General features: G+C 64.0%; 14 protein-coding genes. 7 read left to right on the top strand and 7 right to left on the bottom strand.

Annotated features, from left to right (window positions below):
• Positions 1-14: 14 nt before the first annotated feature.
• The 5 genes from RXV90_RS12075 (at position 15) to RXV90_RS12055 (ending at position 3,267) form a co-directional block, all read left to right on the top strand.
• Positions 15-812: a tryptophan 2,3-dioxygenase gene (locus tag RXV90_RS12075; protein ID WP_410482364.1), complete on the top strand. Its 798-nt coding sequence runs from the start codon at positions 15-17 to the stop codon at positions 810-812.
• Position 813: 1 nt separating this feature from the next.
• Entirely contained in the window at positions 814-2,007 is a 1,194-nt protein-coding gene (gene kynU / locus RXV90_RS12070) for a kynureninase (protein ID WP_316648969.1), read from the top strand.
• A 3-nt stretch (positions 2,008-2,010) separates the two neighbouring features.
• Complete coding sequence (locus tag RXV90_RS12065; RefSeq protein WP_316648968.1) at positions 2,011-2,415, top strand: acyl-CoA thioesterase; 405 nt, start codon at positions 2,011-2,013, stop codon at positions 2,413-2,415.
• On the top strand, positions 2,412-2,807 hold the full coding sequence (locus RXV90_RS12060; RefSeq protein WP_316648966.1) for a RidA family protein: 396 nt from the start codon (positions 2,412-2,414) through the stop codon (positions 2,805-2,807). The genes RXV90_RS12065 and RXV90_RS12060 overlap by 4 nt, the downstream gene beginning before the upstream one ends.
• A gap of 109 nt (positions 2,808-2,916) precedes the next feature.
• Positions 2,917-3,267, top strand: a complete 351-nt coding sequence (locus RXV90_RS12055) for a GMC family oxidoreductase N-terminal domain-containing protein (RefSeq protein ID WP_316648965.1) — start codon at positions 2,917-2,919, stop codon at positions 3,265-3,267.
• 8 nt (positions 3,268-3,275) lie between these two features.
• Here RXV90_RS12055 and RXV90_RS12050 read toward each other — a convergent pair whose 3' ends face one another.
• Positions 3,276-3,893: a helix-turn-helix domain-containing protein gene (locus tag RXV90_RS12050; RefSeq protein ID WP_316648964.1), complete on the bottom strand. Its 618-nt coding sequence runs from the start codon at positions 3,891-3,893 to the stop codon at positions 3,276-3,278.
• Between the two features lie 446 nt (positions 3,894-4,339).
• On the opposite strand from RXV90_RS12050, the gene RXV90_RS12045 reads away from it, so the two are divergent.
• Positions 4,340-5,230 (top strand): LysR substrate-binding domain-containing protein, encoded by an 891-nt coding sequence (locus RXV90_RS12045; protein ID WP_316648963.1) that lies wholly within the window; start codon positions 4,340-4,342, stop codon positions 5,228-5,230.
• Here the strand turns inward: RXV90_RS12045 and RXV90_RS12040 are convergent.
• The 3 genes from RXV90_RS12040 to RXV90_RS12030 are packed head-to-tail and all read right to left on the bottom strand — an operon-like array spanning position 5,217 to position 7,422.
• On the bottom strand, positions 5,217-5,789 hold the full coding sequence (locus RXV90_RS12040; RefSeq protein WP_316648962.1) for a thiamine pyrophosphate-dependent enzyme: 573 nt from the start codon (positions 5,787-5,789) through the stop codon (positions 5,217-5,219). The genes RXV90_RS12045 and RXV90_RS12040 overlap by 14 nt on opposite strands.
• A complete protein-coding gene (locus RXV90_RS12035) occupies positions 5,786-6,334 on the bottom strand; it encodes a decarboxylase (RefSeq protein WP_316648961.1) in 549 nt (182 codons plus the stop codon). The genes RXV90_RS12040 and RXV90_RS12035 overlap by 4 nt, the downstream gene beginning before the upstream one ends.
• Entirely contained in the window at positions 6,334-7,422 is a 1,089-nt protein-coding gene (locus RXV90_RS12030) for a pyridoxal phosphate-dependent aminotransferase (protein ID WP_316648960.1), read from the bottom strand. Before RXV90_RS12030 ends, RXV90_RS12035 begins: the two co-directional genes overlap by 1 nt.
• Positions 7,423-7,628: 206 nt before the next feature.
• Between RXV90_RS12030 and RXV90_RS12025 the strand changes: the two genes are divergently transcribed.
• Positions 7,629-8,561 carry a succinylglutamate desuccinylase/aspartoacylase family protein gene (locus tag RXV90_RS12025; protein WP_316648959.1) on the top strand — a complete coding sequence of 311 codons (933 nt, stop codon included), beginning with the start codon at positions 7,629-7,631 and terminating at the stop codon, positions 8,559-8,561.
• Positions 8,562-8,633: 72 nt separating this feature from the next.
• Here the strand turns inward: RXV90_RS12025 and RXV90_RS12020 are convergent, their stop codons facing one another.
• Genes RXV90_RS12020 through RXV90_RS12010 form a run of 3 tightly spaced genes read right to left on the bottom strand, consistent with a single transcriptional unit; the run spans position 8,634 to position 12,247 of the window.
• A complete protein-coding gene (locus RXV90_RS12020; RefSeq protein WP_316648957.1) occupies positions 8,634-9,131 on the bottom strand; it encodes a sarcosine oxidase subunit gamma in 498 nt (165 codons plus the stop codon).
• A gap of 1 nt (position 9,132) precedes the next feature.
• Positions 9,133-12,003, bottom strand: a complete 2,871-nt coding sequence (locus RXV90_RS12015; RefSeq protein WP_316648955.1) for a 2Fe-2S iron-sulfur cluster-binding protein — start codon at positions 12,001-12,003, stop codon at positions 9,133-9,135.
• The gene (locus tag RXV90_RS12010) at positions 11,990-12,247 is read right to left on the bottom strand and encodes a sarcosine oxidase subunit delta (RefSeq protein ID WP_316648953.1); all 258 of its coding nucleotides are present in this window, start codon (positions 12,245-12,247) and stop codon (positions 11,990-11,992) included. Before RXV90_RS12010 ends, RXV90_RS12015 begins: the two co-directional genes overlap by 14 nt.
• Positions 12,248-12,260 lie beyond the last annotated feature (13 nt).

The raw sequence follows: 12,260 nt of genomic DNA, 5'->3' as shown, positions 1-12,260 counted from the left end.
GCGACGGCGCTCGAATGTCTTTCGAGGGCGCCATGTCCTATGGCGACTACCTCGGGATCGACAGGATCCTGTCACTCCAGGCACCGCTCAGCACCGCCCATGACGAGATGCTGTTCATCATTCAGCACCAGACCAGCGAGTTGTGGATGAAGCTCGCGATTCACGAGCTTACGGCGGCGCGGCAGGCGCTGCGCGCGGGCGAAACGGCGGCGATGTTCAAGATGCTGGCGCGGGTCAGCCGGATCTTCGAACAACTGAACAACGCCTGGGATGTCCTTCGGACGATGACGCCCGCCGATTACACGCATTTCCGCAAGACGCTCGGCAATTCCTCGGGGTTCCAGTCCTACCAGTACCGGATGATCGAATTCCTGCTCGGCAACCGCAACGTCAACATGCTGCGCCCCCATGCCCATGTCCCGAAAGTGCATGACTGGCTGGCGACGGAACTGGCCCGGCCCAGCTTCTACGACGACGTGGTGGCGCACCTCTTCGATACGGTGCACGGCACGCGCAAGGCGATGCCCGCCCCGAACCTCGACGGCCCCCACCTGGCACAGCCCGAAATCCAGGCCGCCTGGGCCGAGGTCTACCGCGACGTGGGCCGGTACTGGACGCTCTATGAACTCGGCGAAAAGCTGGTCGATCTCGAAGACTATTTTCGCCGCTGGCGCTTCAACCACGTCACCACCGTGGAACGCGTGATCGGGTTCAAGCGCGGCACGGGCGGCACCTCTGGCGTGCAATACCTGCGCCGCATGCTCGAGGTAGAGCTGTTTCCCGAACTCTGGAATGTCCGAGGAGAATTGTAACATGGGCGTCAGCCTGCCGAGAAAAGACCTGTTCGATATCCCCGCAGGCGTGATCTACCTCGATGGGAACTCGCTGGGCGTGCTCCCGAAAGGCGCCGCGGCCCGCGCGGCGCGCGTCATCGAACAGGAATGGGGCGGCCAGTTGATCCGGGCCTGGAACACGGCCGGCTGGATCGACCTGCCGCGCGTGGTCGGCGACCGTATCGGCGCGCTGATCGGCGCGCCCGAGGGCTCCGTCGCCACCGGCGAAACGCTGTCGATCAAGGTCTACCAAGCGCTTGACGCGGCGCTGAAGATGCGCCCCGACCGCCGCGTGATCCTCTCCGACAGCGGCAATTTCCCAACCGATCTCTATATGGCGCAGGGGCTGATCGGCACCATCGGCAAGGGGCACGTCCTGCGCACCCCTGCCCCGGAAGACGTCGCTTCCGCGATCACGGCGGATGTGGCCGTGGTGATGCTCACCCATGTCGATTACCGCACCGGCCGGATACACGACATGGCGGCCATCACCGAGGCCGCCCATGCGGCGGGCGCGGTGATGATCTGGGATCTCGCCCATTCGGCAGGCGCGCTCGAACTCGACATCACGGGTTCGGGCGCTGAATTCGCGGTCGGCTGCACCTACAAGTACCTCAACGGCGGCCCCGGCGCCCCGGCCTTCATCTATGTCCGCCCAGATATCGCCGACGGCATCGATCCGGGCCTGTCGGGCTGGATGGGGCACGATGCCCCCTTCGCGATGGAGCTCGGCTACCGCCCCGCCCCGGCAGCCGAGCGGCTGCGGGTCGGCACCCCGCCGATTCTTCAACTCTCGGTCCTTGAGGAAGCGCTTGCGGTCTGGGACGGCGTCGATCTGGGCGATCTGCGCGCCGCCTCCATCCGGCTCAGCGATCTGTTCATCTCCGAGGTCGAGACGCGCTGCCCCTCCCTCACACTGGCCTCCCCGCGCGATGCGGCGCAGCGCGGCAGCCAGGTCTCATTTGCCTTCGCTGACGGCTACGCCGCGATGCAGGCGCTGATCGATCGGGGCGTGATCGGCGATTTCCGCGCCCCCGACATTATGCGCTTCGGCTTCACCCCGCTCTATATCGACGAGGCCGATGTCATCGCCGCGGCGGAAATCCTCCAGGATGTGCTCGACACCAAGGCCTGGAGCGCTCCGAAATACCAGATCCGCGCACGGGTGACGTAAGCCATGCCACTGCAATTCTCCTTCGAACAGAAGGTTCTCTTCAAGCACTGCGACCCGGCCGGGATCGCGTTCTTTCCCCGTTATTTCGAGATGATCAACGACTGCGTCGAACAGTTCTTCGACGAGGCGCTGGGCTGGCCGTTCGAAGAGCTCTTGCAGAACGAGGGCGTGCCAACGGCCGAAATCTCGACGCGCTTTCTCGCGCCCAGCCGCCACGGCGATCGCCTGCGCCTCTTGCTGACGGTCACCCGGGTCGGGCGCTCGGCGCTGGGCTACAGGATCGACGCGACATGCAACGGAGCGCACCGCTTCGAGGCGGAGGCCACGCTCGTTCATGTCGACAAGTCCGGAACGCCAACGGCCTGGCCCGAGGCAATTCGCGCGAAACTGAAGGAGAACGGGTCATGACCCATCGGATCATCCAGCCGGAGGGCTGGCTGCCCGCGAAGGGCTATGCAAACGGCGTCCTGACCCGCGACGGCACGCTCCATATCGGCGGCCAGATCGGCTGGGACGGCGACAAACGCTTCGTCTCCGACGATTTTGTCGGCCAGATGCACCAGGCGCTGAAGAACATCGCCGTCATCGTCGAGGCAGCAGGCGGCCAGGTCTCCGATGTCACGCGCCTCACCTGGTTTGTGACCGACAAATCCGACTATCTCGCCCGGCAGGCCGAGGTGGGCGCCGCCTATCGCGAGGTTTTCGGCAGGCACTTCCCCGCAATGTCCATGGTGGTCGTGGCGGGCCTCGTCGAGGATGAGGCACTGGTGGAAATCGAGGCGACGGCACACCTGTCGTAACGCCTCGGGCCCCAACCGCACGGCGCCATCCGCTCCGGCGCAGGCCCGCAGATTGATCCGGCCGTCAAACATGGCTAGCGTAATCCACCTGGGTTGGACGTGAATGATGATGCCGGAGAAGAATGGTGGCCCCGCCGGTGGCTATGACTACGTGGTCGTCGGCTCTGGCTCGGCCGGATCGCTCCTGTCCTCTCGTCTGGGTGCGTCGGGCGCCAGGGTTCTGGTGATCGAGGCCGGTGGCCGTGACCATGGGTTCCGGCTGAAACTGCCGGTCGGCTACTTCAAGTCGACCTACAACGCACGCGTCAGCCACCTCTACCGGACAGAGCCGGGGGAAGGCGTGGCCGGTCGCAGGATCGACGCGCCCCGCGGCCGGGTGCTGGGCGGGTCTTCTTCGATCAACGGCCTGATTTTCATTCGCGGCCAGCACCCTGCCCCGTCTCAAGCCAAGTTTCTCTGACAGAGCCGTCAGGCCGGTTTGGCCGTCACGGTGACGAATGTGACGCTTTTCGTGAGGACGGATTTGACGCCATGACGAAGCTGGGCGTTGAAGCTTAGGCAGTCGCCGCGCTTCATCTCGTTTTCGGTATCGCCGCAGGCATAGATGCAGGCCCCTTCCAGCAGGGTAAGGAAGACATAGCCGCGCGCGAAATACATCGGATGAGTTCCATTATCCTCCCGGTTCACGGTGATGCGGGCGGCAGAAAAGGTCATCTCGGTATCCGAAAAGTTCGCCAGAATGCGGTAGTCGTGAACATGATCCGGGGCAAAGCGCTTCGCCTGAAGCCCTTCTCCGGCCCTGACGAAGTTCATGTCCGCGGTCTGGATCGTGTGCTGAAAGAACGAGATCACGGGCACGGAAAGCGCCCGGGCGAGAGATTCCAAGGTAGACAAAGAGGGGGAAACCTGGGCGTTCTCGATCCGCGAGATCATGGCCGATGACACGCCCGAGGCCCGCCCCAGATCGCGAATGGCAAATCCCGCGGCGACCCGTTGATGACGAAGCGCAAGCGCGACAGATCCGCTGACACTCATGGAACTCTCGAAATCTACGGTCTGCTGATCGACCTCCGGGGCGTCACTCATCTGCACTCCTTCATCAAACCGCCAGGGCTTTCACGCTAGCACGGCGGGTGCGGGGCATGAAGCGTGATGTCCCAGCCCTGGTCAGGCCGCGTGGCGTGCCCCGATCTCCCGCTTCTGGCGCGCCACGAAATCGCGAAGCGCCTCATCGACGGCCGGATCGAGCGGAGCTGTTCATATTCCGACAGCATCCGCTTCCAAATTCCGTTAGCGCGGGTTTCGGCCGTGTCGCGCCCCTGTTCGTCCCGTCCCAAGGGTTTCTGAAGGTCTTTCTTGGCTGGGTCGAGTTCATGACGGCCTCGCCCCAACCGGATAGTGCCCCGTGGGAGTGCCGGGCGTTCGGCCCCGTTCCATAGCAGCGGCCCGCCTCACTTCACCGAAGCATAATATTGTACTATACGACCCCCGCCCTCCCGATGGGTGAACTGTCACAAAGACACAGACATCCGATGAACATTACTTTCCGGCAAGTGGATGCGTTTCAGACTGTGGTCTCGACAGGCACCGTCACGGAAGCCGCGGCAATTCTGGGCATTTCGCAACCGGCGGTAAGCCGTCTGCTCTCCGATTTCGAAACGGCCGTCGGATTTCAGCTGTTCCAGCGCTCGGGCAGGGTCCTGGTGCCAACGGACGAAGCGCGCCTCCTGGTCGAGGAGGTGCGCCAGGCCATCAGCGGGATGGAGCATATCAAGGATGCCGCTGAGGCGATCGGGAAGTTCGGACACGCCCGTCTCAATCTGGCGATCACCCCCGGCGCATCGCTTGAACTCGCTCCCAATCTGATCGGTGAGTTCGCGTCCGCCCGGCCCCATTCGATGGTGCGCATGGAGATTGCCCCAAGCGACGACGCCGTCGAATGGATGGTCTCGCAGAATTGCGATTTCGGGATCGCAACGGCCAGGCCAGCCAACCCGTCATTCGAATGCGAAACGATCCATACCGGTGATGTCTGTTGCGTCGTCCCCACGGATCACCCGCTTGCCCGAAGGAAGATCATACATGCGCGGGATCTTGAGGGCGAAAGCTTCATCTCGTACCTGCCTTCGTCGCGCTTCCGGTTCGAGGTCGACGGGCTCTTCGACACCGAAGGCGTCCCCCGCCGCCTGCAGTACGAAACCCGCACCACCGATGCCATATGCCGCCTCGTGGCGCGCGGTCTCGGCGTGTCCGTCGTCGGTGCGAGCCGGGAGTATTTCAGGACGATCCCGGGCTGCCATGCCGTTCCCTTCTCATCGCCCCTGATCTCGCTTTCGGTTCTCTTCTGGTCACGGAACCGGCCAATGTCTGCGGTCGCAAAATCGTTTCTGGAGATCGTCAGGTCAGGGATCAGCGCCGATTGAGCGCGTCGCGAAAGCTCTGCCGCGCCGCAGAACTATGGATATAGTCATAGTCGCGTGGATAGGTTTCGCCCCCATGGATTTCCATCATGACGAATTGCGGACCCGCAGCGTCCAGGATTTGCGGCAGGGCCTGCGTGAACTGATCAAGGTCCGCATATCTGTGCGCCCCCCGATACCCCGCCGTCGAAGCCATGGACGAGAAATCGGCCCGGCCCGCCCCGGGCAGGGGATGCGCCCCGTTCACCTCATAAACGCCGTTTGCGGCCAGGAAGTGATAGAGGTTCGTAACCCCGGCATTCGCGATGGTCACAAGACTTCCGAGGTTCATCAAGAGGCTGCCATCGCCGTCCAGTACGATGACGCGCCGGTCCGGGTTCGCAAGGGCAAGCCCCAGCCCGTGCGACGACGCCTGACCCATCGCGCCCACCGAGACATAGTTCAGCGGCCTCGGGTTCAGAACCAGCCAGTCGAAACAGGTCTGGTAGACCGCTACGACGATGTCGTCGTCCCGGACGTGAGGTATCAGCGCTTTCAGGGCCTCGTCGCGCGGCAGGGTCATGGCGCCTCCGGCGGGCGGCCGATCAGGAAGATATGCGGCCTAGAGGCTGCATAGGCGTCATCGATGGCTTGTGTCACATGAGCCTCGTCCCCGGGCTCCTCGACTAGGGAATAAGATAACTCCATCGCCGACAGCACCGGTTCGATGATCCGCACACCGTAGGAACCCGATCGGGCTGCGGGCAAATGTGGCTCCTTGCCTTGCAAACCAACCATCATGACCACCGGAAGCTCGTAATCCACGCCCACTGCCCGGATCGCGTTCAGGGAATCCATCAGCCCCGTTTGCTGCATCATCAGAACGGCGCGGGTCCCGTTGAACGACATGGCGCCACAGATGCTGACGCCCTCGTCCTCCTTGCAGATCCGGGTCAGGCGAAAATCCGGATCCCGCGAGATCGGCCACAAAAGCCCATCGCTGGTAACGATATCCGGCAAGGCAACGATCTCCCGCACCCTGGCCGCCTTGACGGCCCTGATAATCGCCGCGCCCGACGGGCGCGCGACCTCGAAGGCATCGCCCTCAGGCTGCGGCGACGCAGACATCACGCCGTCCCGCGCAGAAATGCCGCTATCCCGTCGCGGACAGCCCGAAGCTCATGCGGAAAACCGATCGAAATGCGGATGTAATCCTCATAGGCCGGGGATGCGAAGCGCCGCACGGCGATCCCCTTGCGTCGAAGAAACTGGTCAGCCAGGCGCGCCGGTTTGCCCGCATCCGGAAATTGGACAAGGACGAAATTCGCCTGACTTGGGATGACTGTCAGACCAAGCGCGGTAAGCTCCGCCGTGATCCAGTCCCTGCCCCGGCGATTGGCCTCCCTGACCGCCCTGACATGGTCAACATCATCAAGGGCCGCGATCGCGGCCGCGGCGGCCGGTGAGGCGACGGGAAATGTCAGCCCGATCCGGCGCGCCGTATCGACGACCTCGGGTGCGCCGTACATCCACCCCACACGCGCCCCGGCCAGCCCATAGATCTTGGAAAACGTGCGGCACATCACGACGTTCTGCGCCTCTTCCACCAGCGGAGCGGCCGATTCATAGTCCGGCGCATCCACGTATTCCTCATAGGCTGCATCGATGACCAGAAGAACCGAGGCCGGCAATGCGGCGTGAAGCCGGCGCACCTCGGCCCCGCTCAGGTAGGTGCCTGCAGGGTTCTCGGGATTGGCGAGATAGACGATCCGGGTGTTCTCGGTCAGCGCACCAATCATCCGGTCGACCGCCGGAACAAATTCGTCATCAGCCACCGATATCGCTTCTGCACCATTGGCATAGGCGTAGTTCGGCACTTTCAAATATCCATTCGCAGTACGGATAAGCTCGTCACCAGGTCCAAGATAGGCGCGCGCGAGGCGCGCTAGCAAATCATCGGATCCCTGCCCCACCGCAATCCGCGACCCGTCCAGGTCGAACCGCTCGGCGATCGGCGGGGCCAGCACCGTGTCGATATGCTCCAGATATCGTTCGACCGAATTCACGGCATCCCGCATGGCGGCCCGCGCGGCGGGGCTCGGCCCGAACGCGCTTTCGTTGGAATTCAGAAGGATAGTCGGAGGCGGATGGTCCGGCGCATCGCCACCCGCCATGTGCGGCTTGATCCTGTCTATTCCCGGTTTCACACGCAGCACGGCTATGCCCCCTCCGGTCTCACCGGCCATGTTTCAAGTTTTATCATACAAGGCGCATTTTGCGGCAATTCACATCCAGAAAAATTATGATATGAAGTCATCGGAACAAGCGGCAAGTCCCGATGTCTGAAACGAATTCACAGCCACCCAGCAGAATTCATTGCACAATCGACCTCGGATCACAGGGGCGCGCGACGGGCGACCTGATGCTGCGCTGGTCCGACAACTCCGTTCCGCTCGGATATCACCCGATCCCCGTCACCAGCCTGAAAGGCGCACCGGGGCCGACCGTTCTGATCCTCGGCGGCACCCATGGTGACGAATTCGAAGGGCCTGCAGCTATCATGCGGCTCGCGGCCAGATTGCAGCCGGCAGAAATCAATGGCCAGGTCATCCTGATCCCCGCCCTGAACGCACCGGCCGTCTCCGCATCCGCGCGGGTGTCCCCCTTGGACGGACAGAACCTGAACCGGGCGTTTCCCGGCGATGCCGATGGCGGCCCCACTGCGATGCTCGCGCATTACGTGGAAACGGAACTTCTGCCCAAGGCCGATGCCGTCATCGATCTTCATTCCGGCGGGAAGGCCTCGTTCTTCGAGCCTTGTGCGCTCGCGACACAGACCCATGATCCCGCCCTGACCGCGGCCAACATGGCGCTCGCCCGGGCCTTCGGGCTTCCGCTGATCTGGGCCCTCGGGCCACACAACGACAGCCGTTCGGTCAACGGGGCCGCGGCCCGCGCCGGGGTGCCCATGATCGCCACGGAACTCGGCGGTGGCGGCGGCGTCGATCCGGGGATCACGGATCTGGCCGAAGCGGGGCTTCTCAGGTGCCTCCGCCATCTCGGCGTGCTGGCGGGCGGGCCGCCGGACGTTGTCGAGACGAGATGCGTGGAGATCGCCGACCCCCTGCATTCGGTCTATGCCCCGGCCGACGGGCTGTTCGATCGCTTCTGTCAGGCCGGGATGGACGTTGCCGCACGCGACCTCGCCGGACACCTGCATTTTCCCCACGAGCCAGAGCGGCCCCCGCTCGAGATTCCGTTTCCCGCAGCCGGCCATGTCCTTGCCCACGGCACCAGGGGCATGGTGCGCCGCGGCGACATGCTCGCCTTGGTCACGCAGATCGTGACGCAGTAGGCAGAATTCCACGCCCCCTCCATCTCCGGCACCGCCCAGTCACGGAAAGTCCAGACAGGAACCGTCCCGACCTCACGCAAGGGCGCGGGCCAGATAGTCCTCGACCATGTCCCCGAAGCTCTGCTCTACCGCGAACTCGAACCCGCCATCGCACCGCAGGACAAGCGCCTTGAGGCCAAAAACCTCGGTATGGGTGACAGCCTCCGCCCCGAAGACCGACGCGTGCAGATCGAGGGGGCAGGCAATGGCCATGATCTCGGCCGCCTCGGGCCCGGTCGCGCGAAAGAAGGTCAGCGTGTCCGACACGCGCACGATGCTGATATCGGCCGGACAATCGGTGGGGTTGAGGCGGGCGTTCAGCGCCTCCTCCCGCTCGATCGGGGCGCGGGCGATCCAGTGGTTCGGCCCGATGAAGAAGACATCCGCACCGCCTCCGGAACTCCGTGTATTGGGCCGTTCCGGCAAGGGCGGCAGCGCGTCCCCCACCCATTTCGCCACCGCGGCGCGATCCCCCTGAATATCGAAAAGCGCCATCAACCCAAGGCGTTCCGTGGTGACGTCATATCTCATTTCAGGACCTCAGCCGCACGCCGTCAGGATCGTGGAACACCGGATTGGTGATCTTGACCGGGATCACATCATCCTTCAGCCGCACATGGGCGGTCTCACCATGCCGCGCCCGGCCGCCTTTCAGAAGCGCCAGACCGACCCAGCGGTCCTGAATCACACTCCAGACACAGGCCGTCACAACACCCTCGGTCGCCTCCTTGCGCCCGCCGGGTGTCAGCGGTGAACCTTCCGGAATCTGCCGATTGGGATCCTCTGGCAAGATCCCGACAAGTTCCCGCCGGTCGCCGCCGCGGTCGCGCCGCAGAAGAACGGATCGCTTGCCCATGTAGTCGGGCTTCTTCCTCGACATGATCCAGCCCATCCCGAGGTCATAGGCATCGACCGTTCCGTCGACCTCGTGACCAAGCGACAGAAATCCCTTCTCCACCCGAAGGACGTGGCTCGACTCCGATCCCACGGGCAGGATCCCGTGGGGCGCACCAGCCGCCATCACCTTGTCCCACAGCTCGGCCATGTGCCGCGGCGCGACATTGACCTCGTAAGACAGCTCTCCGGTGAAGCTGACCCGCACGACCCGTGCGGGAAGCCCGGCAACGGTCCCGTCACGGAACGACATAAACGGAAACGCCTCTGGTGACAGGTCGATATCGGTGCCGAGCGCCTCCATGACTTCGCGGGATTTCGGGCCGCAGATGGTCGCGTTGTTCCACTGGCTCGTCACTGTGGTGATCATGACCTGCCAGTCGGGAAAACGGGTCTGAAGCAGCTCCTCTATATGCATGTTCACGGCGTCGGCATGGCCCGTCGAGGTCGACACCATCCAGCGGTGTTCGTCCAGCCGGAACGCCACCCCATCGTCCAGGATCAGCCCGTCGTCAGACAGCATAAGCCCATAGCGCCCGTTCCCCGGGGTCAGGCTCGACATGACATTCGTGTAAATGAAGTCGAGGAATTTCGGGACGTCGCGCCCCTTGAGTTCGAACGTCCCGAGTGGGGAGCCGTCGTAGACGCCCACCCCGTCCCGCACCGCGTGGCACTCTCGGTTGACGACCTCCTGCAGCCCCTCCCCCGCCTTCGGGAAATAGCCGGGGCGGCGCCAGCGTGCCCCGGCCTCATACATCACCGCACCGTTGTCCTTGTTCCACTGCGTGACGGGCGTGTGGCGATAGGGGAACAGGATGCTCTCTTCGCGCAGCCCGCCGATCGCCCCGAAGGATACCGGGGTATAGGGCGAGCGAAACGTGGTCGTCCCGACATCCTGCAACGGAACCCCCTGTTCCATCGCAACCGTGCCGATGATGTTGATATTGCCGGTCTTTCCCTGATCGATCCCCATGCCACCGGTCGTATAGCGTTTGACATGCTCGACATTCGAATATCCCTCGCGCAGCGCCAGTTGCACATCGCTGACAGAGACGTCGTTCTGAAGATCGAGAAAGGCCTTGTCGCGCTGCCCGGGCACGTCGACCCGCCACAGGGGCTCGATGGCATAGGGAAGATCGGCGCCCCCCTCGACAATCCGGTCCAGTGTCAGTTCCCCCGCCGCCGCACCAACCGCCCGACAAGGCTGAACGGCAGTATCGGGCAGGAAGGCTGCCAGAGCCTCGTCATACGTCAGCGTGCTGCGGGATTGCGACCAGAGGTGAACAGTCGGGCTCCACCCGCCCGAGCACCCCAGAAGATCACAGTCGATAAACGCCCCGCCCCCTCCGGTCCGGGGCTCGACCTTTACCGCCCGCAGCGCCTTTCGCCCTTTCACGCCGCTGACGACAGCCCCCTTGTGCACTTCGACACCCGGCACGAGATCCAGCGCCACCTGTGGAACATCGTCCCGGCTGTCGACAATCGCAGCGACGTCCACGTCAGCGGCGACCAGATCGGCCGCCACCGCGTAGACACTGTTGTTGTTGGCAAAAAGCACAACGCGGCGCCCGGGCACCACGCCCCAGCGATTGACATAGGCCTGAACGGACGAGGCCAGCATGACCCCCGGACGATCATTGCCGCCAAAGACCATCGTGCGTTCGGTCGCCCCCGTCGCGATGACAACCTCGCCCGCACGCACCCGCCAGTTGCGCTCAAGAATACTGTCCCGGCCCGGCGCCCGCTCATTCACGATCATCAGGTTGTGTTCGCGGTAGGCCCAGACGGTCGCGTTCTGAAGGTGGGTGACGTTCTCCATCCCGCTCAACTCGGCAAGCACCTCTGCCACCCAGCCCATCGCGGGCCGCCCGCCAATCGTCAGGTTCCGGTTCAGAAGGCTGCCCCCTGCCTCGGGGCCTTCATCGGCCAGAAACACGCGCTTGCCCGCCCGCCCCACGGCCAAGGCCGCCATCAATCCCGCAGGGCCTGCTCCTGCGATCAGAACGTCTGCATGGGCGTGCCGCGCCTCGAAATGTCCCGAAGACGGCGGTCTTGCGGGGGCCCCGGCCAGCCCGGCCGCCCGGCGGATCGATGGCTCGTAAACATGCCAGTCCGGCCACTTGAAGGTCTTGTAATAAAAGCCGGCGGGAATGAACCGCGAGATCAGCTGATTGACGCCGCCAAGATCGAACCCCGGCGATGGCCAGCAATTGACTGACCGGGCACTCAGCCCTTCTTTCAGGGGAACCGTAGTAACCGGGCGATTTCCCGACGCATCCTCTCCGTCCAGTTCGACCAGCGTCGCGGGCTCCTCGGGGCCATGGCTCACGATCCCCCGGGGCCGGTGATACTTGAAACTGCGCGCCGTCACGCGCACCCCGTTCGCCAGAAGGGCAGAGGCCAGCGTATCGCCCTCATAGCCCTCGTACCCCGTGCCGTTGAAGGTGAAGCGCACCGGACGGCTCCGGTCGATACGCCCGCCCTGCGACCGCCGGTTAACCTGCGTCATCAGGGGCCTCCACGATCTCATGGGTCCGCGTATCCCGCCAGATCGTCAGCCACGTGCCGCAGCCGCGCACGTGCCACCACCGCTCCTGGACCGGCCCATAGGGGTTCGGAACGACCGTGACATACTCCACCCAGGCTTCGTCGCTCACTGCATTCGGGTCGGGACGATCCGGTTTCACAGGCCCGCCAAAGGCAAATTCGCTTTCGGTGCGTGCGCCACAGAACGGGCAGGGAATAAGCAACATGGGTCCAGTCCGT

This window comes from Ovoidimarina sediminis, assembly GCF_032586175.1.
GTDB lineage: Bacteria > Pseudomonadota > Alphaproteobacteria > Rhodobacterales > Rhodobacteraceae > Ovoidimarina > Ovoidimarina sediminis.
Note: the sequence above shows the minus strand (reverse complement) of the source record. Positions and strands in the feature narration are given on the sequence as shown.